At 45.6% G+C, this 20577-nt stretch carries 18 protein-coding genes and 2 pseudogenes; 10 read left to right on the forward strand and 10 right to left on the reverse strand.

Annotated elements, in window-relative coordinates; translation table 11 throughout:
• Positions 1 to 40 precede the first annotated feature (40 nt).
• Both ahpC and ahpF read left to right on the forward strand, forming a co-directional pair.
• Positions 41 to 598: an alkyl hydroperoxide reductase subunit C gene (ahpC, locus tag LMH68_RS03090; RefSeq protein ID WP_016798107.1), complete on the forward strand. Its 558-nt coding sequence runs from the start codon at positions 41 to 43 to the stop codon at positions 596 to 598.
• 198 nt (positions 599 to 796) lie between these two features.
• Positions 797 to 2389 carry an alkyl hydroperoxide reductase subunit F gene (ahpF, locus tag LMH68_RS03095; protein ID WP_229648050.1) on the forward strand — a complete coding sequence of 531 codons (1593 nt, stop codon included), beginning with the start codon at positions 797 to 799 and terminating at the stop codon, positions 2387 to 2389.
• Positions 2390 to 2525: 136 nt separating this feature from the next.
• Here ahpF and LMH68_RS03100 read toward each other — a convergent pair whose 3' ends face one another.
• On the reverse strand, positions 2526 to 3125 hold the full coding sequence (locus LMH68_RS03100; RefSeq protein ID WP_229648049.1) for a LysE family translocator: 600 nt from the start codon (positions 3123 to 3125) through the stop codon (positions 2526 to 2528).
• Positions 3126 to 3247: 122 nt separating this feature from the next.
• Between LMH68_RS03100 and LMH68_RS03105 the strand changes: the two genes are divergently transcribed.
• Positions 3248 to 3733 (forward strand): Lrp/AsnC family transcriptional regulator, encoded by a 486-nt coding sequence (locus LMH68_RS03105; RefSeq protein WP_017065258.1) that lies wholly within the window; start codon positions 3248 to 3250, stop codon positions 3731 to 3733.
• Between the two features lie 99 nt (positions 3734 to 3832).
• Here LMH68_RS03105 and LMH68_RS03110 read toward each other — a convergent pair whose 3' ends face one another.
• Both LMH68_RS03110 and LMH68_RS03115 read right to left on the reverse strand, forming a co-directional pair.
• Complete coding sequence (locus LMH68_RS03110) at positions 3833 to 5203, reverse strand: L-serine ammonia-lyase (RefSeq protein WP_136979737.1); 1371 nt, start codon at positions 5201 to 5203, stop codon at positions 3833 to 3835.
• 26 nt (positions 5204 to 5229) lie between these two features.
• On the reverse strand, positions 5230 to 6771 hold the full coding sequence (locus tag LMH68_RS03115; protein ID WP_017065256.1) for a sodium:solute symporter family transporter: 1542 nt from the start codon (positions 6769 to 6771) through the stop codon (positions 5230 to 5232).
• Positions 6772 to 7119: 348 nt separating this feature from the next.
• Between LMH68_RS03115 and LMH68_RS03120 the strand changes: the two genes are divergently transcribed.
• From LMH68_RS03120 to LMH68_RS03135, 4 genes are all read left to right on the forward strand, one after another.
• Positions 7120 to 8424: an MFS transporter gene (locus tag LMH68_RS03120; RefSeq protein ID WP_017104144.1), complete on the forward strand. Its 1305-nt coding sequence runs from the start codon at positions 7120 to 7122 to the stop codon at positions 8422 to 8424.
• Positions 8425 to 8548: 124 nt separating this feature from the next.
• Positions 8549 to 9565 (forward strand): nuclear transport factor 2 family protein, encoded by a 1017-nt coding sequence (locus tag LMH68_RS03125; RefSeq protein WP_017065254.1) that lies wholly within the window; start codon positions 8549 to 8551, stop codon positions 9563 to 9565.
• A 248-nt stretch (positions 9566 to 9813) separates the two neighbouring features.
• On the forward strand, positions 9814 to 10899 hold the full coding sequence (locus tag LMH68_RS03130) for a porin (RefSeq protein WP_017065839.1): 1086 nt from the start codon (positions 9814 to 9816) through the stop codon (positions 10897 to 10899).
• Positions 10900 to 11096: 197 nt separating this feature from the next.
• The gene (locus LMH68_RS03135; RefSeq protein ID WP_229648048.1) at positions 11097 to 12134 is read left to right on the forward strand and encodes a LacI family DNA-binding transcriptional regulator; all 1038 of its coding nucleotides are present in this window, start codon (positions 11097 to 11099) and stop codon (positions 12132 to 12134) included.
• Between the two features lie 56 nt (positions 12135 to 12190).
• Here the strand turns inward: LMH68_RS03135 and LMH68_RS03140 are convergent.
• Positions 12191 to 13001, reverse strand: a pseudogene (locus LMH68_RS03140) (sulfatase-like hydrolase/transferase); the annotation flags it as partial.
• On the opposite strand from LMH68_RS03140, the pseudogene LMH68_RS03145 reads away from it, so the two are divergent.
• Positions 12997 to 13248 (forward strand): annotated as a pseudogene (locus tag LMH68_RS03145) (DUF481 domain-containing protein); the annotation flags it as partial. The pseudogenes LMH68_RS03140 and LMH68_RS03145 overlap by 5 nt on opposite strands.
• 111 nt (positions 13249 to 13359) lie before the next feature.
• Here the strand turns inward: LMH68_RS03145 and LMH68_RS03150 are convergent.
• The 6 genes from LMH68_RS03150 to LMH68_RS03175 all read right to left on the reverse strand — a co-directional run bounded on the left by LMH68_RS03150 (position 13360) and on the right by LMH68_RS03175 (position 18248).
• The gene (locus LMH68_RS03150) at positions 13360 to 13779 is read right to left on the reverse strand and encodes a globin (protein ID WP_017065249.1); all 420 of its coding nucleotides are present in this window, start codon (positions 13777 to 13779) and stop codon (positions 13360 to 13362) included.
• A gap of 136 nt (positions 13780 to 13915) precedes the next feature.
• Positions 13916 to 14296, reverse strand: coding sequence for a VOC family protein (locus tag LMH68_RS03155; RefSeq protein WP_017062185.1), 381 nt, complete (start codon positions 14294 to 14296; stop codon positions 13916 to 13918).
• A 146-nt stretch (positions 14297 to 14442) separates the two neighbouring features.
• A complete protein-coding gene (gene soxR, locus LMH68_RS03160) occupies positions 14443 to 14892 on the reverse strand; it encodes a redox-sensitive transcriptional activator SoxR (protein ID WP_017062186.1) in 450 nt (149 codons plus the stop codon).
• Between the two features lie 164 nt (positions 14893 to 15056).
• Entirely contained in the window at positions 15057 to 15578 is a 522-nt protein-coding gene (locus tag LMH68_RS03165; protein ID WP_229648047.1) for an NADPH-dependent FMN reductase, read from the reverse strand.
• A 325-nt stretch (positions 15579 to 15903) separates the two neighbouring features.
• On the reverse strand, positions 15904 to 17466 hold the full coding sequence (locus LMH68_RS03170) for a glutamate synthase-related protein (RefSeq protein WP_229648046.1): 1563 nt from the start codon (positions 17464 to 17466) through the stop codon (positions 15904 to 15906).
• A 224-nt stretch (positions 17467 to 17690) separates the two neighbouring features.
• Positions 17691 to 18248, reverse strand: coding sequence for a DUF1439 domain-containing protein (locus LMH68_RS03175; RefSeq protein ID WP_017065247.1), 558 nt, complete (start codon positions 18246 to 18248; stop codon positions 17691 to 17693).
• A 162-nt stretch (positions 18249 to 18410) separates the two neighbouring features.
• Between LMH68_RS03175 and LMH68_RS03180 the strand changes: the two genes are divergently transcribed.
• Positions 18411 to 18797, forward strand: coding sequence for a thiol-disulfide oxidoreductase DCC family protein (locus LMH68_RS03180; protein WP_017062190.1), 387 nt, complete (start codon positions 18411 to 18413; stop codon positions 18795 to 18797).
• Positions 18798 to 19194: 397 nt separating this feature from the next.
• Positions 19195 to 20538 carry an ABC1 kinase family protein gene (locus LMH68_RS03185; protein ID WP_413755502.1) on the forward strand — a complete coding sequence of 448 codons (1344 nt, stop codon included), beginning with the start codon at positions 19195 to 19197 and terminating at the stop codon, positions 20536 to 20538.
• Positions 20539 to 20577 lie beyond the last annotated feature (39 nt).

The following is a 20577-nucleotide window of genomic DNA, read 5'->3' on the forward strand; positions in this document are numbered from 1 at the left end:
GATAGCGTTAAACACTATAAATTAGAAAGAGAGTCAAATCATGATCAACACAGAAATCAAACCATTCAACGCAACAGCATTCAAAAACGGCGAATTCGTAGAAATCACTGAGCAAGACGTTAAAGGCAAGTGGGCTGTATTCTTCTTCTACCCAGCAGACTTCACGTTTGTATGTCCAACTGAGCTAGTTGACCTACAAGACAAATACGCAGAGCTTCAATCTCGCGGCGTAGAAGTTTACTCAGTATCAACTGACACTCACTTCTCTCACAAAGCATGGCACGATACTTCTGACAAAATCGGCACTATCGAATACTTCATGGTAGGCGACCAAACTGGCAACATCACAAATAACTTCAACGTTATGCGTGAAGGTCAAGGCCTTGCAGACCGTGCAACGTTCCTAATCGACCCTGAAGGCGTTATCCAAGCAATGGAAATCACAGCTGAAGGCATCGGCCGTGACGCAGAAGACCTACTACGCAAGGTTAAAGCAGCACAATACGTAGCCGCTAACCCAGGTGAAGTTTGCCCAGCTAAATGGAAAGAAGGCGAAGAGACTCTAGCTCCATCTCTAGACCTAGTAGGCAAGATTTAATCTAAGCCTAGCTAACAAGAATAGCTAAACGGTTCTACAGGCGCGCTTCGGCCCCCCTCCTAAAGGGCAGTCGCGCGCCACCCTTTCAAAACATCAACACCACAATATTTGCCGACTTGCGCCCCCTTTTTATTTTCCTTTTTCAGCAAGAAGGTATTGGTCAATACCAAGACACAGAATTTAAGAGCAGGCACGATTATGTTAGATCAAGCAATGAAGCAGCAGCTAAAAGCATACCTAGAAAACCTAAAAACCAATGTTCAGTTAGTGCTTAGCCTGGATGGCAGCGACACCGCGAACAAACTTCAAGATCTGGCGAATGACATCTCGTCTTTAACCGATAAAATTGAAGTGACTCGCGATGACAGCGCAAGCACTCGCAGCCCTATCATGCAGGTCGTGAACCAAGAGAAAGGCACCGCGATCGGTTTTGCCGGTTTGCCAATGGGTCACGAATTTACGTCACTGGTTCTAGCACTGCTTCATAGTGGTGGTCACCCTATCAAGCTTGAAGCGGACGTAATCGAGCAAATTAAAGAACTCGATCAAGAGCTTAATGTAGAGATTTTTATCTCGCTCTCATGCCAAAACTGTCCAGAAGTGGTTCAAGCCTTCAATATGATGTCGGCGATTAATCCTCTGGTTAAGACAACGATGATCGACGGCGCAGCATTCCAAGATGAAGTGAAGTCTCGCGACATCATGGCAGTACCAAGTGTATTCGTTAATGGTGAGCTATTTGGTCAAGGCCGTATGTCACTGGCTGAAATCCTTAACAAGGTTGATTCAGGCGCAGCGGAAAAGAAAGCAGCAAACCTAAACCAACAAGCACCGTTTGATGTATTGGTTGTCGGCGGCGGCCCTGCAGGTTCTTCAGCGGCAATTTATGCTGCACGTAAAGGCATTCGTACTGGTGTGGTTGCTGACCGATTCGGCGGCCAAGTGATGGACACCATGGCGATTGAGAACTTTATCTCAGTAAAAGCGACAACTGGCCCTAAATTAGTGGCAAGCCTTGAAGAGCACGTAAAAGAGTACGGTGTTGAAGTGATGACTGAGCAGCGCGCTGCAAACATCATTGCAGCAGAAGACACTGAAGACGGCTACATCCACGTTGAGCTAGAGAGCGGCGCAACACTACGAACTCGCACGGTTATCACAAGTACCGGTGCTCGCTGGCGTGAAATGAACGTTCCGGGTGAGCAAGAGTACCGCAATAAAGGCGTCGCTTACTGCCCACACTGTGACGGTCCTTTATTCAAAGGTAAGAAAACAGCGGTTATTGGTGGTGGTAACTCAGGCATCGAAGCGGCAATTGATTTAGCGGGTATCGTTGAACACGTAACCGTACTTGAATTTGCAGACACATTGCGTGCCGACCAAGTGCTTATCGACAAAGCGAACGCAACACCAAACATAGAAATCATCAAGATGGCACAAACAACGCAAGTGATTGGTGATGGCAACCGTGTAACCGGTCTGGAATACAAAGACCGCAACACCGATGAACTTAAACAGATTGAACTCGCAGGTATCTTTGTTCAAATCGGCCTGATGCCAAACAGCGAATGGTTGAAGGGTTCGAAAGTTGAGCTCTCACCACGCGGTGAAATTGAAATTAACGCTCATGGCGCAACATCAATGAAAGGTGTGTTCGCAGCGGGTGACGTAACAACCGTACCTTACAAACAGATCATCATTGCGATGGGTGAAGGTGCGAAAGCAAGCTTAGGTGCATTTGACCACCTAATCCGTAACTCAGCTCCAGTTAAAGAGGCTGAAACCGCTTAACCTTTACACTGAAAAGCTTAAAGCTTTTAACTCAAGTTCCTTAAATATTTGTTAACTTAATTCTTTACTGTTAACGACTTAGTCGACATTTAGACGCCACTCTTATGGATTTAGGAGTGGTTTTTTTCTTTGTGATTTACGCCGGTTGATAAAGCATAAAGGCAACCACCATCGCTAAGCTTCCGCCCAAGCAACGGTTCACAAACATCATCTGTTTTGGTGATTGCAGTAGCTTTTTAAGCATGGTGCCGCAATACGCCCACACCAACATGCACGGTACACCGGTAATCACCATACCCGCGATAATGGTCACGACTTGAATCAAGTAATCTGCATTCGGAGTGATGAACTGCGAAAACACGGTTAATGACGCTATCCAACCTTTAGGATTTAACACCTGCACCAACACACCCGACACAAAGCCTGAACGATTGTCAGTGGTGCTTTCTTCGATTTGCATATTCGCAATCGACCACGCCATGAACAGCAAATAAGCCGCACCCGCGTATTTCAAAATGTTGTATAGCTCTGGGTAAAGGGTAAATAGGCTAACCAAACCGACACTAGAACCCGCCAGTACGATGATGATGCCAACAGCGTTCCCAGAGATAAAAGGTAAAGTCGCAGCAAATCCATAACGACTTGAAATCCCAAGTAATGCGATATTGCCTGCCCCAGGGGTAATTGCTATTGATGTTGAAAATAGCAAGAACGCCAGCATTAATTGAGAGCTCATTTCCTCTCACTCCTAATAAGTAAAGTATTTATAGGGGGAGAGTTTACAGATTCGACTAGGAATTAAATTGCTATATAGGCTAATATTAATCCAAATTTGAGCAAGACTTTTCTAAAATAGCCATGAAACAGAAAGAATCCACCAAAGAAGTGTTAGATGACACAGATATCGCCATCTTAGAGCATATCCAGCAAGACGGACGCATGAGCAACAGCAAGCTCGCAGAGAAGGTCAACCTCAGCGAAACCCCATGCTGGCGTCGTTGGAAACGCATGGAGGAAACTGGCTATATCGATGGTTACGCCGCTAAGCTGAATCGTAAGAAATTAGGCTTTCATGTGGCTGGTTTTACTCTTGTGACCTTGGGTAACCATGAAGTTGAAAACACAGAACCATTCGAAGAATTTGTCGCGGTAACCGATTGGATTCCTATGTGTCACTGCATTGCAGGCGGCGCCGATTACATGGTGCAAGTGTTGGCCAAAGATTTGGAAGAGTACTTTGAGCGTATTAGCTCGATCAGACGAGTCAAAGGCGTGAGTGCGATTCAGTCGAACATCTCAGTAAAAGAGTTGAAAAACAGCTATCGATTACCGCTTTCAGATTAGCTCCCTAAAACACATAAAACAAAAAGCCCAGCCGCGATAGATTTCTAAAGTCTAAGGCTCTGGGCTTAACGTTATTATTTACTGGGTTAACTGGCTTAGCTATTCACAAGGATGAGCTAAATGGATCAAGGCTAAACCACCGAGTGATGTTTCACGATATTTCTTGTTCATGTCTTTACCGGTTTGGTACATGGTTGCGATGACCTTATCGAGTGAGATCAAAGACTTGCAGTTTCGCTTCAATGCCATGCGAGATGCATTAATTGCCTTCATCGCACCCATCGCATTTCGCTCGATACACGGCACTTGAACCAAGCCGCCAATTGGGTCACAAGTCATACCCAATGAGTGTTCCATCGCGATTTCCGCCGCAATACAGATCTGCTCATTGCTGCCACCGCGTAGTGCCGTTAATCCCGCAGCCGCCATAGAGGATGATACGCCTACCTCACCTTGGCATCCCACTTCCGCACCAGAGATCGAAGCGTTAGTTTTGTACAGAATACCAATCGCGCCCGATACCGCTAAGAAATCTTTTAACTGCTTAGTATCCAACTCTTTAATGAAGCGATGGTAGTACATCAACACAGCAGGAATAACGCCCGCCGCACCATTGGTTGGTGATGTTACCACTTGGCCACCAGCCGCATTTTCTTCGCTAACCGCAAACGCAAACAAGTTAATCCAATCCATGATTTCCATTGGGTCGTTTTCAACCGCCGCATTCGCTTCTAACTTTTTCAGTAGGTTAGGCGCACGACGAGTTACGTTCAAACCACCATCAAGAATGCCTTCGGTTTCAAAGCCACGCTCCATACAACGACTCATCACTCGCCAGATTTGATCCGCTTTCTCTGAAATAATGTCAGCGCCTTCGAACTCCGCTTCATTTTTTAGAATCATACCACCGAGGCTCATCCCACTATTGTCAGCTTGTTGAAGCATTTCATCGGCGTTTTTGAACGGGAAAGGAACTTCTACCGCTTGGGTTTGAGTACCATTTTGCAGTTCATCAGCAGTTGCGATAAAACCGCCGCCAATCGAATAATAAGTTTCATCGACAATCACGTTGCCACTCTGGTCAAACGCAGTAATCATCATGCCATTTTCATGCAGAGGCAGATTGTCTTTGTGGAACAACATGTCGGTTTCGTAGTTGAAGGCAATGTGCTTGGTGCCCGCTAAATCCATCTCACCACTGTCTACGGCATGACGCATTGCTTGGTTTGCGCTGGTGATTTTGATGGTGTCTGGTTTATTGCCTAGTAGCCCCAATATTGTAGCTCTGTCGGTGTGGTGACCTATGCCAGTCAATGACAAAGAACCGTATAAATCCACCTGAATACGCGTCACTTCTGCGATTTTATCAGCGATTAATTGTGTGAAATGGAAACCCGCAATCATTGGGCCGTTGGTGTGAGAGCTCGATGGCCCAACACCAATTTTGTAGATATCAAAGATCGATAACATAGATATACCAGTAAAAAATCGGTCAATTAAGAAAGAGCGGCATAAAGCCAATCAGGGATAACAGTACAAGCAGCAATCGTCACAACAGCGAACACCAACAAGCCATAATGACTCGCGGTAGGCTTTGCAAACAAATGCTTTTGCTTTTCTATAAATTCATTTTGTTGCTCGGTTACCTCTCCCCAGAAGCGGCTCACAACAACACCTAACACTAAGAAAACCACAGTGCCAATCAAGGCAAACCAAGGCCAAGCTATTCCGCTGTATTTGGCGATGAATACGACGGCCACACTGCCAATACTGCCCGCAATTACGCCTTTCTCGTTTGCTTGTTTGAAGAACAAACCCAAGATGAAAGAGCCAAGGCGAATACCAACAAAAATAGAGGTTAAGCTCGCAATCGTTTTAAGCACTGATTCATTAGAAACAGCCAGTAACGCAGGCACAACAACCGACGCTGCAGCAACCAGGCTCATTTTTCTAGCCACTGATTCATAGTGCGCGTCAGAGGCTTGCTTACGGAAGAAGCGCTTATAGAAATCGAACGTTGCGACCGTCGCCATTGAGTTATAGGTGGAATCCAATGTCGACATTGCCGCAGCCGAAAGTGCTGAGATCACCAAACCAACAATGATTGGGTTGGTATGGTTAAACACAAAATCGAGAATCACTTCGTTGCTGTTTTCAAAACTGCTGTCTTGATAAAAGACACTTAACAGCACCCCCATCACAGCAAAGAACAGATAAACAAAAAATGCGCCGTAGCCACAAAGCAACATCGATTTTTGCGCTGTTTTAACACACTTAGTCGCCAATGTTCTTTGAATAATCAGTTGGTTAGTGCCATACACACTCAGGTGCAAGAAGCTCACAGCCACTACGCCGGCCCACAATGTGGTATCGACGCCTAAGTCAAAATCGAGATTGATGATATTCAAATGTTCAGGAGACAACATCTCGCCCGCATCGATTTTCATCAGCAATAAAACAAAGATCGCAATGCTGCCGATAATCAACACTGCTGACTGAAGCATGTCAGTCCAGATTACAGTCGAGATACCACCCGCATAGGTATACAACGCAGTAAATACGCTGATGTAGATGATCGCCTCAGAGATACTCACTGGCAGCACTTGCACTAAGATCAGGGCTACCGCATACAGAATAACCCCTGCCGAAATACACTGAACCACAATGAACACGATGGAATTGATCGTGCGAGCAACAACGCCAAAGCGGTGCTCTAGGTATTCGTAAATCGAGGTTAGGCCGAGCTTGTAAAACACCGGAACAAAGAAAAGCACAGTGAAAAAGATCACTATTGGATAGTTCAAATGTACGCTCATCGCTTCCATGCCTGAGCTATAAACCCAGCCCGGCATGCCAACGAACGTCATTGCGCTGATGTAGGTTGCAAGAATCGACACACCTGCCGTAAACCAACCAAACTGTTTTCCACCAGTCGAAAAGTCGCCACCGACGCTATAGCGCCTATTAACTAAGTAGCTGATAAACAAAGTAGTTAGCACATAAAGAGCAATAACCACAAAACTTGAGTACGTAACCATTTTTAGATTCCGTTTATTGTATGTCGCAATTAATTCGCTGCCAATAGTACTCAAAAATGGATGTTTTCCCTCAAAAACCCACAATAAGTGTGACTATTATCACTAAGATAGACGATTAAACACTCAAATCGCCCCACAAAGCACAAAAACCCAGTTAAATGAGATCAAGATCACTAAAATGCACAAAATGGGTACGCACTCATTTTAAAATTGACTTTGATCACGGATCTAATAACCACAAAAATTCTATTATCTCTCCCGAAATGAAGACGGTGTGATGAAGCTAAATAATCAACACACAATAATTAAAACCAAAACCACCCTATATAAAATAAAGGTTTATCGGTCATGACCATTAAAAAACACATGAGCGAAGTTCCTATGATTCAAAGGGTAGCCGCATATCTAGCAATTCTAGTAGGTTACTTTTTTTATTGTTATAACTTTGTAATTATTGACTACGTACGCCCATACATTGTGGAAGAATATGCTGGTATTAGCCTTTCTGATACCGCTCAGTTCTACACTTGGCAGTCTGTTGGTGCTCTGATTGGTGCACTGAGCTGTGCATGGTTCGCAACCAAGTTCGGCAAAAAGTCCACGCTAGTAGCAATTACGGCATTAAACGGTGGTGCAACCATCATCAACATGATGTTTACCGACTACGCCACTTGGGCCGCAATGCGTTTCATCATTGGACTGTCTTTAGGCGGTTACTTCACTGTAGCTGTATCTTTGATGATTGGCCTATTTACACCAACGGTTCGCGGTAAGTTGACTGCTTTTGCTTCTTCAATGTTCTCTGTTGCTTTAGTGGCAATGGGCGCTTACGCAGCCTTCATTACAAGTGTTGATGCACCTTGGCAGAGCCTAATGTGGGTAGGTGGTATTCCACCGCTTGTAGCAGCAGCGTTAATGATCTTTGTATTACCAAGCGACAAAACAGTGATCGCCTACGGTGAAGAAGATCAACAAACCACAACCAATGCAGCTGGTGAAGTAACCGAAGCTAAAAAAGGTTCTTGGGGTGAGATGTTAAGCAAGCCTTACCGCAAAATTACGATTACTTGTTTACTTCTTTCTGGTCTTAACTTCTACGGATTCCAATTCTTCGGTGGCTTTGTAACTACCTACCTGAAAGATGTTCGTATGTTTGATGGTGCAACCATCGGTTTGATCTTCTCTATCTCAGCATTTGGTTCACTCTTCGGTGCTTGGTTCTGGGGATGGGCAGCAGATAAGTACGGTCGTAAGATCAACGCGTTCGGCTTCATCCTCGCAGGTATCATGGTTTCTATCTTCTTTGTCGCACCTGGTGACATGATGATTGGCGGCCTAAACATGCTGGCTCTTCTAGGTCTTATCTACAACTTCGGCCTGTCTGCTTCTGCAGTATGGGGCGGTTACTTCTCTGAATTGTTCCCAGCACGCTTGCGTAGCTATGGTGCAGCTTTATTCCATGGCGGTCGTATTATCGGCATGTGGGCACCAATGGTTCTTATCTTCATCCAAGAGCGTACCGACCTACAAACAGCAATGTGGGGCTCACCAATCGTATGGATTATCGCCGGCCTACTATGGCTAACACTGCCTGAAACTCTAAAAGGTGGCGTCTTCGATAAGAGCAAAAAAGCTGAAGCAGCAAAAGCTTAATTCGACACTCATACGCTGAAGTTCAAATACGAAAAGTTTAAAGCCGGCTGATAAGTCAGCCGGTAACAAAATCAAATCGAGTCCTGTTCCGAATGTTGACTCGACAACACAAAGAGAAATTATTATGTCTAAATATCAAGAAGCGAAACGCATTGTTCGTGAATACTTCGATGCAATGGAAAACGCAACTCACGAGAACGTTGCTGAAGTTTTAAAAGCACACACTTCTGAAGATTACTTGTGGCGCGGTGTTTACCCATTCCGAGAGCAAGAAGGCGCACAAGCAGCAGCTGACGTATTCTGGGCACCAATGATGAAGTCAATGACTCGCATGCAGCGTCGTCAAGACATCTTCATCGGTGGTAACAACGAAGTTAACCCAGATGAGATTTGGGTAATGAGCATGGGTCACTTCATGGGTCTATTCGACGCTGAATACCTAGGTATGCGCCCAACTGGCAAGATCATGAACGTTCGCTACGCAGAATTTAACTGTGTTGTTGATGGCAAAATCACTAAGACAGGCCTGTTTCTAGACCTACTAGGCATGATGGATCAAGCGGGTTGCTACCCACTTCCACCATCAACTGGTAAGCACTTCGTATACCCTGGCCCACGTAACCACGACGGTCTGCTATTCGAAGACGCGGCTCCAGAAGAAGGTGTTGCGACACTTGCTCTAGTAAACAAAATGGTTGATGACCTGTCTGCTCTTAACGACAGCGGCGCGATGGGTTGCCCACCAGAAGTACTAGCGAAGAGCTGGTCAAAAGACATGATTTGGTACGGCCCATGTGGTATCGGCGCGTCTTACACAATTCCTCGCTACCAACAACAGCACCAACTTCCTTTCCGTAACAACCTGAAAGACAAGAAGTTCAACGGCCACGTTTGTCGTTTCGCTGAAGGTAACTTCTCTTGTTTCTTCGGTTGGCCAAACCTATCAAACACACCAACAGGTGGCTTCCTAGGTATGACTGGCGGTGAAGTACGTGCAAACATGCAAGTAGTTGACGTTTACTACCGTGATGGTGACAAGCTGTCTGAGAACTGGGTTCTTATCGACCTTCCTTACTGGCTACAACAGCAAGGTCTAGATGTGTTCGAACGCACTTCAAGCATCATGAACCCAACGCTGTAATCGATACGCTTTAATCCAAAAGATTGAAACGAAATAGTGGCAACCTAAATAGACATCTGATTTAGGTTGCCACGCTTACTGGGGGACCCTTCTCGCTCCTAGTAAGTGCTCCAACCAATTCATTATTGCTCCACTAATAACTGAATCTACTAGTGCCTCATGGATGGGGTACACCCTGCCAAACCATTACCAATATAACGGGCTTGAAAGCACGGTGGCTTTCTACGGCCTGAATAAAGAGAATTACAATGAAAAAGTCGATTCTTTCAGCAGTGATCCTGACAGCACTTACCTCAGGTTCTGCTTTTGCTGCACACACTTTTACCAATGACGCGGGCGATAGCCTTACTTTAGACGGTCGTTTCGACGTTCGTTACCAAGATAAGGGCGGCGACCACAACGGTGAGTGGAACAGCGGTAGCTCTCGTTTCGGCCTTAAAGGTCAAATGGGACTCGATAACGGCTGGACTGGCTTTGGCCATGCTGAATGGGGTTACAACTCAGGTGCTAACGGCGACAATATTTACGACCGACTTCTATACGCAGGCGTAGAGCACGACAAATACGGCAAGATCGCAGCAGGTACTAAGCAGTGGTCTACTTTTTATGACGTCGCATGGTACACCGACTTAGGTCGTGTCTTCGGTACTCGCGGCTCAGGTGTTTACAACCTTTCTGACTGGGGTATTGCATCTGGTACAGGTCGAGCAGAAAACTCCATTACTTACCGTAACTCAATCAACGACCAAGTAAGCTACGGCTTCACTTACCAAACGACACGTGAAGAAGTGGCACTAGCGAGTAATGCGACAGCTTCATTGAAAAACGGAATGGGTGCGTCAATCACTTACAAACCGGTTGATGGCGTAACACTAGGTGCAGCTTACCACCAAAATGAAATTGCAGACCTAGACTCAGGTGTGGTTGGCGTAGAAAATGGCGACAACATGCGCATCATGCTATTGGGTGCGAACTACAGCAACGGCGGCTTCTACGCAGGTGCCACTTTCCATGTTGGCGAAAACTGGGAAGCTGTAAGCCAAGGCGGTACGGATGTAATGTTCGATACCCTAGGTGGTGAAATCTACACGTACTACCACTTCGACAATGGCCTACGCCCTACGTTGAACTACAACTACATGGAAGATCGTGATGACCAAACAGATGGCTATGAGCGTAACCTGCTTATCCCTGGTGTTGAATACCACTTCCAGAAGAACAAATTCCTAGTTTGGACTGAATACCAATTCGACCTAGGTAAAGATCAGCTCGTTGGCAATAAATTCGAAAACAGAGATGACCAATTCGCTGCAGGTATTCGTTACTACTTCTAACGCCCAGTTAGTCGATTCATAAATTCTTTAAACAAAGCTCTGCTCTTACGCAGAGCTTTTTTGGGTCATACCCAGAATAATATTCAACACTCTCTATTAACCCTTATTTTCCATCCAATCATGGCATATTGTATTTTTGAGTACGTACCTAATTATGTTACTCTATGCACAATCAATTTGGTTCAAAAGTATGGTCTATGAGCTCTCCAAAACACTCCACGGCGTCAAAGCCAACCGTCACCTCTAAAGATGTCGCTAAACTTGCTGGCGTTTCTCAATCAACTGTATCTCGTGTATTTGTCCCGGGCAGTTCAGTGTCTGAAAAGACCAAGCAAAAAGTGTTCGATGCAGCAAAATCGTTGAACTATCGTCCCAATGCCTTTGCCCGCAGTCTGACGACAAATGAGTCCAAATTGATTGGCTTAGTTTTCCCAGATGCCGACTACCCTATCCACATGAAAACTCTGCAACTTATCTCTACTGAGCTACAAAAACAAGGTTACTCTGCGGTATTGATTCCTTGGCAAGTTGATGGAAACGACAACCACTCGATTCCTAATATCTTCCAATACCGAGTTGATGGCGTAATTGCTGCTTCGGCGACCTTTAACAAGTCGCTTTATGAAGAGTGTGAAGAATTCGACATTCCTATCGTTCAGTTCGCACGTGTTGTTGAAGGGACTAAGAGTAGCCATGTGGTGAGCGACAACTACGCCGCTGGCCAAGTTGCCGCTCAGCATTTGCATAGCGTAGGGACAAAGTCGGCGGTTTACCTGACAGGTAATGTTCCAACCTACACTAACGGCGAACGTGAAGCAGGGTTCTGCTCAGAATTTGAAGAACTTACCGGTGAACAAGCTCGTGTTATTGAAGCTGACTATGACTACCTTGATGCTCTAGATACCATTCGGACTCTGTTTTCAGAACCCACACATCCTCAAGCGATTTTCTGTGCGACAGATAACCTCGCGATGGCAGTAATGGATGTGGCGCGCTTAGAATTTAACCTGCGTATTCCAGAAGATCTTCAAGTGATTGGTTTTGACGATATCCCACAGACTCAATGGTTGAACTACCAACTCACTACCTTCAAGCAAGATTTCAGACGCCTTGCACGTGAATCAGTGAAAATTGTCGTTAGCCAGATTCAAGAGCAAGACACAAGCTTGGTTAAGCTGATGGTGCCAGTGAAGTTCATTGAACGAAACACGACGCTAAAACAGAACCAACGTTAAGACGCTTTCAAACAAAAATCCCGCTCAGTGTGAGCGGGATTTTTTATGATATTTAACTAGTTACCTACACCACCGGTCTTCTCTGCCGGAGAGTCAGGCGTCACTGGAGGCCACTCTTGGAAGGTTGCTAGATGTTGTTGGACAGCCGCTTGTGCCGGGGCCAAATGCCCACATTTTTTGTCCCATCCATTTTAGGTACATGCCCGACTCTTCCGCCGCTCGCTCGTATGGGTCACGACGTAAGTTAAACAGCAATGGTGCGTTTAGCTCTTCTTTAGGGCCACTCCAACCGTGGTTTTGCACGATGAAATGCGCCTTCCAATCACCAACACGAACCGCTTGCAGCTTGTCTCGTTCGTAGTAGTAGATCTCTTTACGGTTTGACTCGCCTTTCTCGGTCAGCATATCCACTTGGTTGTAACCATCAAGGTGCGCTTTAAAGCCATCGTGACCTTTCAGCAGTTTTTCTTTTAGATCCGTTGGACCACCAGCCGCAGCGACCAGAGTGGGTAACCAGTCCATACCATCAAAGATGCCATTGCCTACAGTACCCGCTGGGATTTTACCCGGCCAGCTAACCAATGCAGGGGCTCTTACGCCACCTTCCCAAGTTGTGCCTTTCTCACCGTGATAAGGTGTCATACCGCCATCTGGCCAAGTCATGATCTCTGGGCCGTTATCGGCAGTGAAAATGATGATGGTGTTGTCAGCAATACCGAGTTCTTCCATCTTCGCCATCATCTCACCGACGTGATCATCAAGATCTTTCATGACCACTTCTTGAAGTCCCCAACCGTTTTGACCGAGCATCGCTTCGTATTCAGGTGACAGGTGCGTCCAAACGTGACCGCGTGATGGACAGTACCAAATAGGTGTGAGATGGATAACGCAGATCAATAAGGATTGGAAGTTTCACGCAACCATTGATGCAGGGCTTGGTAGTGACACCAACTTTACCTCATCTCTGTTAACTGGCGTGCGATACCAGATAAACAGTTGGTCTGACTTAAATGTTGCCTACAAATCGACCTGGGTTGATCACGAAAACAAGGGGACCTTTGAATACGATACCGCATCGCAAGGGTTCCTGATTGGTTGGGCTGCTCATTTCTAGTCAAACAATAAGAGGTAAGCCTGATATCGTTAGGCTTACCTGACAATGTCAATCTTTCAAGAGTTAATGCCGGTTTTAACTAACGAACAAGCAAAACTACCCATCAACGACCTAGTTATTCACAGTGTTTGGAACTACGCACTCTTTCTTCATGATAGTTAAGCCGGCCTCGAGAGTTTCTGTCCAAGCTTGTTCGACGCTTTCATCGTAGTGAGGGTCATATTTTTTAACTGTATTGAGTAACGAATTGAACCACTCGTTGAGTTCTTGCTCAGAGATATCCATTCCTAAATCTTTATGTCGCTTCCCAAGCTTTTTTACCGAATTTCGTACGCTCGGCAGACCCGCAGAGTTATAGATAAGAATGATCGAGGCTTTAAGCATCTTGGTTTGTTGCTCTAACCCTATATTTTCAAAACGTTCTGAAAACCTTGGGTTATGCTCGCAAAAATCAGCCAAAAACGTTTCGAGAAATTCTTGGTCAATCCGGCAGCGCTCAAAACTTTCATAAAACAGTTCGTTCGGTTTCATCTAGCCAGTCCTTTGCAAAATTTTGAGTTATCGGGAAGCTAACAAGTCCAGAGCCGCAACTTAGCCAACTCCGAACCATCAATATGATCTAAGTATACGCCACTGTGGCATAAAATGAACGATGGCATAACGTAAACTACGGCATAAAGTGCGTTGCACAAATCTTGTTTCCATCAGGATCTCGCAAATAAGCCATGTACAAACGACGCTCGTCAGAACCTCTCGCTCCGGGGCCATTTTCAATGCTGGTACCGCCATTTTCGACGCCAACTCGATGCCACTCATCTACAACTTCAGGAGAAGACGCAAGAAAACCCACCGTCATACCGTTGCCGTGAGTCGCAGGCTGACCATCAATCGGCTTCGTTAAGCCCAACACACCCGTTTGGCTAACGTAAACACAGCGCCCTTTGGGATCAACAGAGCCTTCGCTATAACCAAGCACTTTCATGATTGGGTCATAAAAAGCCTTCGCGCGTTCAATATCATCGGTACCGAGAAAAACATGGCTGAACATAACTAACCTCTTCTTTTATTGAAAGAACCATCTAAACTAGACCTATAATTCGTGTTTGTCTAGGCACGCTATTCGGTCACAACTGTTGCTTAACCCATTGAGCAAACACCTGAAACTTAGTTCGCTGTTCCATGCCTTTCGGGAACTCAGTTAGTCTGTTCAACAATTCGTTGTGCGCCCTGCCCTTGGTCATGCAAGATATCATCAGGATTTAGCAAGTTGCACTTTTGCATACTCAAGCATCCGCAACCGATACAGCCGGTTAAGTTCTCTTGTAGCGATTTAATCTGCGCCATTTTACTGTCGAGTTGCCCCTGCCACTTCTTAGCAACGCGCTCCCAATCTCGCTTAGTCGCGGTATGGTTCATCGGCAGTGTCGATAATTCTTCGGTGATCTCTTCCAGCGTGAAGCCTATCGACTGCGCGACTTGGATCAACGCAATTCGTCTCAACATCGCCGACTGATAACGGCGCTGATTTCCGTTAGTACGAATCGAAGCAATCAACCCCTTGGTTTCGTAAAAACGTAACGCCGAAGGAGCCACGCCACTGCGCTCAGCCAACTGGCCTATGGTGAGGTATACGATGTTTCTCATTACGACACTATCCTTGAGATCATAAATATTTAAAGCTTACTTTAACTTTAGAGTAGCGACCTATTGTTACCTTAACCAATTAATGTCCTTAAACTTTGACAACGGGCGCAATGAAAAGCAATCGTGAACATGGCTGCTTTGTTTTATTGTGGTGTTCTCGCTCTCTAAATCTGACTCATGATCGATTTCAGGCTCTCGGCCATTTCGGCATTGATGATCTCACCCGTTTCTACATTAAAGTTGTCGTAGAAACTTGGCACCGACATCGACCCCTTCACATCTGCATCAAAGTAAGGTGCCGAATTTACCGCAGACGACAACACAGAGTTTGCGCCGCCTGGGCCTGGTGATGTGGAGAGCATCACAACAGGTTTGCCTTGGTACACTTTCATGTCGATTCGTGATGTCCAATCAAACACATTCTTAAAGGCTACGGTGTATGAGCCGTTATACTCTGCAAAAGAGATGACCACAGCATCTGCTTCGCCAATCTTGCTAAAAAAGCGTTGAGCGTGTTGATGAACACCTGAATCTTGCTCTCTTTTCTCGCTGTAAATTGGCATCTCGAAATCATTAAGGTCGAGCACCTCGACTTGCGCGCCTTCGACTAAACCTGCGGTGTACGCTGCAAGTTGTTGATTAATTGATGTTGTACTGTTGGTCGCGCCAATCGCTAATACTTTCATTGTTGATCCTTGTTCATTTTTCTCACCTTTTTGCACTCATGACTTCAATTACGGAGCTCAAAATTCATAACTGAAGATTCGTAACGTCTGTTTGATAACATCAAAACCTGCACTAGGCGACAAGGTGATAGATTGTGTTTTTAGATTGGGGATGATGATAAAACCTCAAGTTAACTTGAGGTAAAGCGATATTTTCAAAATATAGGAAATAGTTTAAAAACACTTATAAAGCAGTTGATTATGAAAGGTTTAACATAGGTTGGCATTACACAGGAAAAAGCCAGCACACCCAAAATACATTGAGTGTGCTTTATCGAAGTATTATTTACTTAAAGTGATTTAATGGACAGACACCAGAGTAAGCGACACCGGATAGCTCGGCCATTTCGCGATTCCATGTTGCCAAATCATGAGGGTTAAATTGATTCAAATGATCATGCCCACATGCCCTCGCCATCACTTGCATTAATTCTGTCGAGGCTTCAAAGAAGTTCTTAAGCTGGTTCGATGCTTTCTCGACATTCAAACGCTGACGTAAATCGGCTTTTTGAGTTGCAATACCAGCAGGGCAATTATTGGTGTTACACATTCTCGCCGCCACACAACCTATCGACTGCATGGCACTGTTTGAGATAGCGACACCATCAGCACCAAGCGCCATCGCTTTTACGAAATCCATCGGCACGCGCAAGCCGCCCGTGATGATCAATGTGACTCTGTCACTGACCCCTTGTTTATCGAGATACGCTCTAGCGCGAGCGAGTGCTGGAATAGTGGGAACACTGATATGGTCACGGAACATTTCTGGCGCCGCCCCTGTACCGCCACCACGCCCATCTAAGATGATGTAATCGGCACTGGCATCAAGCGCGAACTGAATGTCTTCTTCGATGTGATTGGCACTTAACTTAAAGCCAATCGGGATACCGCCTGTCACCTCTCGAACACGGTCGGCGAACTTTTTAAAATCCTCGACCGTGTTAAGGTCGACAAAGGTGGGTGGAGAAATCGCTGCCGTGCCCGCTTCAATGCCACGCACCTCCGCGATCTTGCCTATGTTCTTCGCGCCCGGTAAGTGCCCGCCCGTTCCGGTTTTGGCACCCTGCCCGCCTTTAAAGTGGAAGGCTTGAACGTTTTTGAGCTTAGCTTCATCGTAACCAAACTGAGCACTGGCTAATTCATAAAAGTAGCGAGAGTTCGCCGCTTGCTCTTCGGGTAACATACCGCCCTCACCGGAGCAGATACCCGTCCCTGCGAGTTCGGCACCTTTCGCCAATGAGACTTTTGCTTCTTCAGATAGCGAGCCAAAACTCATATCAGACACAAACAAAGAGATGTCCAATTTGAGTGGCTTCTTCGCTTTGGGGCCAATAATCAGTTCAGTTCCAACGGGCACATTCTCCAGCAAAGGCTTGGTGGCCATTTGCGCGACCATCACTTGAATATCGTCCCAGTGAGGCAATAGATGTCTTGGAACGCCCATGGAGGTCATTGGCCCATGATGTCCAACCTTGGATAAACCATCACGCGCCAGTTGATGAATAAACTCGACGGTAGGTTCTTCTTTGGTTGCGCTCGCAGCTGGCGACAAATCTGGCGCAGCCGCTTGAATGTGAACCTCCGGGCCTTCTTGCCCAACTTGTTCCGCTGTGAACTGTTTATGAGTGCCATCGCAGAAAGGAAGGTTGTTGGAATACTTACAGCGACAAAGGTAGGCGTCTCCGCTCTCTTCGGCGACAAAGCTTTTCGGTTTGAACCCCGTACCAGCATGAGAACCGTCACAAAACGGTTGGTTTTTCGACTTCCCACAGGTACAGAAGTAATACTTCTCTCCCTTCGTCAGCTCTACTTTAACGGGTTTGTTATCCGCAATTACTGGACTCTTCATAGTTCGCTCACCTTTTCTTTCTTATGATTTGATGACTGAAGCGATGACTTGCTCACAAGAGTAAAGTAAAGGTGAGATACCCAGCGAATTCAATAAATGAGACTGATAGACAAGGTGAGTAAACCGACTAAAAACAGTCATGACCGACTGAGCTCAAACAAAAATGGCTACCTAGTAGGCAGCCATTATGGGTGAGAGCTTAGTCAAAACTAATGCACTGAGGGTTAATCAAACAATTCGATAACCAATTTATTGTCTTTAATCACTAGATTGGGTTCCGATGACTTAATCAACGACTCTTGAACCTTGTTGCTGTCGAGTTTGTAAACCGGAGACTGGGACAAAGCAAAACCTATCATCGATACAGCTGGTTTGAGTAGTGTCTCTATTTCAGGCGAAAGCTGTTTGCCTTTTTCTTCAAAGCGCTCTAGTCGCAGCGACTTTAGATACACCTCGCCACTCTCCTTGTCGTATTCGGGAATCGCGCTGAACTCTAAGTCTAAATCCAACCCCATATTAGGCATATTGAACACTTGAACTTTTGCATTGGTATTCGCCAACACGGACACGCGTTGTGCATCGGCTCGACCAATTTGCACTTCTAGATCATCCACAGCCACTTGTGCGTACATCACACTTTGTACACCAACCTCTTGTTCTAGCATCACTGAATCTTCAAGGTACTTCGTCATTTCTTGCTCGGTAATACTGTAGCTAACACAACCACTGAGCATCAGGGCTGTCACAGCTATAATCAAACGGTTCATTAACTTTGTTGTCATTGGAGATAGGCTCTTATTTTTTAAATGCATGAAACGGATGTTACCTCGAGATGATACTGTAAATTGGTTGTCACAATAACAGTGTCGGATAACTGGGCAGAATGATCCACCTAAATGGTGATGTCGTATCAATGAGAATTGACGAAAATAGTAAGGAAAACAATGACTGCATTAACGATATTTTACGATGGAACCTGTCCACTTTGTGCAAAAGAGATGGCAGCACTGACTAAGTCTGATTCCAAAGATCAGATCCAGACCGTCGATATCTACAGTGAAGCGTTTTCAAACTACCCGCAAATAGATGCCGAGGCAGCCAATACAATCTTGCATGCACTGGACGAAAACGGAAAGCTGCTGCTCGGTTTAGACGTGACTTACCAAGCGTGGAAGCTAGTAGGAAAGGGTTGGCTGTATGCCCCGTTACGTTGGGCGATTTTTAAGCCAATGGCAGATTGGTGTTATCTACGGTTTGCCAAAAATCGATATAAGATTTCGTTTTGGCTAACCGGAAAATCACGTTGCAACGGTAACAGCTGCACAAAATAGTGTTGAGTTAAGACATGCCGCTGGCGACTTTGTAGTAAACGATGCCAAATAGAGCTGCGAACACCAATACCGTAACGGCCACTTTCAACCAAATAAATTTCATGCTTTGTCCTTTTAATTCTGTTTACTGTTCCACGCGACAAGTTAGCACAACAAAACATACGGTTGTGTAATGATTGATAGAACTTTGTAGTCGTACCAATCACAGTAGGTAAGTGTCAAGAAATAGCGCAGGAAAAAAGCTTGAGAACAAGGCGGCTCTTTTCGACAAGAAGTTTAGATAAGTAGTTATTCTACAATCAAAAAATCTAACGACTTTATCGAGATTTTTAACAAGCTAGGGTGAACAGTTATTTACTACGATTGGTATCAACCCTGATTCCCAGAGAGAACCTTTATGTCGGCAAAAGAGAGAAACCTTCCCACACATCGAATTTCTAGATTCAGTAAGTTCGCTTCGTTGGCGACAAGAGTCGCGGGTAACGTGCTAACGGAAGGCACCAAACAAATTGCACAAGGCAACAGGCCCAAAGCAAAAGACTTACTGTTAACGCCACAAAACATTGCTCGCCTGACCGATCAACTCGCACACCTGCGCGGTGCGGCTATGAAGTTAGGACAGATGCTATCAATGGATGCGGGTGATGTCTTAGAACCAGAGTTAGCCGACATTCTCTCTCGCCTGCGCTCCGATGCCGATCCACTGCCAACAAAACAGCTCAATCAAGTGTTAGAAAGCTCGCTCGGGAACCATTGGAAAACCGAATTCCTGTCCTTCAATTTTAAACCGATCGCCAGTGCATCTATCGGACAAGTTCACCAAGCCTATAGTGATGCTGGGGACAAACTCGCAGTCAAAGTCCAATACCCCGGCATTAGAAAAAGTATCGACAGTGATGTAGATAACGTGGGCACGCTGCTCAATATTGTTGGCTTGATACCAAAGTCGGTCGACTACAAAGGCTTGTTAGAAGAGGCAAAGAAACAGCTCCACGATGAAGCAGACTATGCTCGCGAAGCTGATTACGCAACTCGTTACCATGATGCATTGAAAGAATACTCTCACTTCGTCGTACCTAAGATTCATCCGCAAGTCTCTTCAGAATCGGTGCTCGCCATGGACTTCATCGAAGGCGTCTCGATAGAGCAAATCGAAAGTTACGACCAAAGCACACGTGACTTTGTAATGCACAGCTTACTGGAGCTTCTGTTCAGAGAGTTGTTCGATTTTAAGATGGTGCAAACCAATCCCAATTTCGCCAACTACCTTTATGTTGAAAACACCCGACAAATTGGCTTATTAGATTTCGGAGCAACCCGTGAGTACAGTGACCGCTTCAGCGAGGGTTATCGCTTGGCCTTTTCCTCTGTCATTAACAACGATGAGCAAGTGCTCAACCGAGCTTTAGAGCAAATAGGATTCTTTAGCGAGACAATTCTTCCCGAACAACGCCAAGCGATTCTAAATCTAGTGAAGATGGCCTGTGAGCCGATGTTAGTTGACGAAGAGTACGACTTCAAAGCCAGTGGATTGGCACAAAGGCTTCGTGAAGCAGGCACCATTTTGAGCATGGAACAAGAGTATTGGCATACGCCGCCCGCCGATGCGCTGTTCCTGCACCGAAAAATTGGTGGCATGTATCTATTAGCGGCTCGCCTTGGTGCAAAAGTGAATATCAGTCGCTTGGTCGCTCCATATCTTATCTCAGAGAGCAAAAGCACAACTAAAAGCGCGAGTTAATGAGACAGTAAATAATACGCAAAGTGATCATTTCATCGT

The organism is Vibrio sp. F13, assembly GCF_020806305.2.
Lineage (GTDB): Bacteria > Pseudomonadota > Gammaproteobacteria > Enterobacterales > Vibrionaceae > Vibrio > Vibrio crassostreae_C.

Coding starts and splice junctions, on each gene's coding strand:
- LMH68_RS03105 (WP_017065258.1), top strand. CDS start 3,248: ATGAAACAGAAAGAATCCACCAAAGAAGTGTTAGATGACACAGATATC.
- LMH68_RS03130 (WP_017065839.1), top strand. CDS start 9,814: ATGAAAAAGTCGATTCTTTCAGCAGTGATCCTGACAGCACTTACCTCA.
- LMH68_RS03185 (WP_413755502.1), top strand. CDS start 19,195: ATGTCGGCAAAAGAGAGAAACCTTCCCACACATCGAATTTCTAGATTC.
- LMH68_RS03180 (WP_017062190.1), top strand. CDS start 18,411: ATGACTGCATTAACGATATTTTACGATGGAACCTGTCCACTTTGTGCA.
- LMH68_RS03150 (WP_017065249.1), bottom strand. CDS start 13,779: ATGAAACCGAACGAACTGTTTTATGAAAGTTTTGAGCGCTGCCGGATT.
- LMH68_RS03120 (WP_017104144.1), top strand. CDS start 7,120: ATGACCATTAAAAAACACATGAGCGAAGTTCCTATGATTCAAAGGGTA.
- LMH68_RS03110 (WP_136979737.1), bottom strand. CDS start 5,203: ATGTTATCGATCTTTGATATCTACAAAATTGGTGTTGGGCCATCGAGC.
- ahpC (WP_016798107.1), top strand. CDS start 41: ATGATCAACACAGAAATCAAACCATTCAACGCAACAGCATTCAAAAAC.
- LMH68_RS03175 (WP_017065247.1), bottom strand. CDS start 18,248: ATGACAACAAAGTTAATGAACCGTTTGATTATAGCTGTGACAGCCCTG.
- LMH68_RS03165 (WP_229648047.1), bottom strand. CDS start 15,578: ATGAAAGTATTAGCGATTGGCGCGACCAACAGTACAACATCAATTAAT.
- LMH68_RS03135 (WP_229648048.1), top strand. CDS start 11,097: ATGAGCTCTCCAAAACACTCCACGGCGTCAAAGCCAACCGTCACCTCT.
- LMH68_RS03155 (WP_017062185.1), bottom strand. CDS start 14,296: ATGTTCAGCCATGTTTTTCTCGGTACCGATGATATTGAACGCGCGAAG.
- ahpF (WP_229648050.1), top strand. CDS start 797: ATGTTAGATCAAGCAATGAAGCAGCAGCTAAAAGCATACCTAGAAAAC.
- LMH68_RS03100 (WP_229648049.1), bottom strand. CDS start 3,125: ATGAGCTCTCAATTAATGCTGGCGTTCTTGCTATTTTCAACATCAATA.
- LMH68_RS03170 (WP_229648046.1), bottom strand. CDS start 17,466: ATGAAGAGTCCAGTAATTGCGGATAACAAACCCGTTAAAGTAGAGCTG.
- LMH68_RS03125 (WP_017065254.1), top strand. CDS start 8,549: ATGTCTAAATATCAAGAAGCGAAACGCATTGTTCGTGAATACTTCGAT.
- soxR (WP_017062186.1), bottom strand. CDS start 14,892: ATGAGAAACATCGTATACCTCACCATAGGCCAGTTGGCTGAGCGCAGT.
- LMH68_RS03115 (WP_017065256.1), bottom strand. CDS start 6,771: ATGGTTACGTACTCAAGTTTTGTGGTTATTGCTCTTTATGTGCTAACT.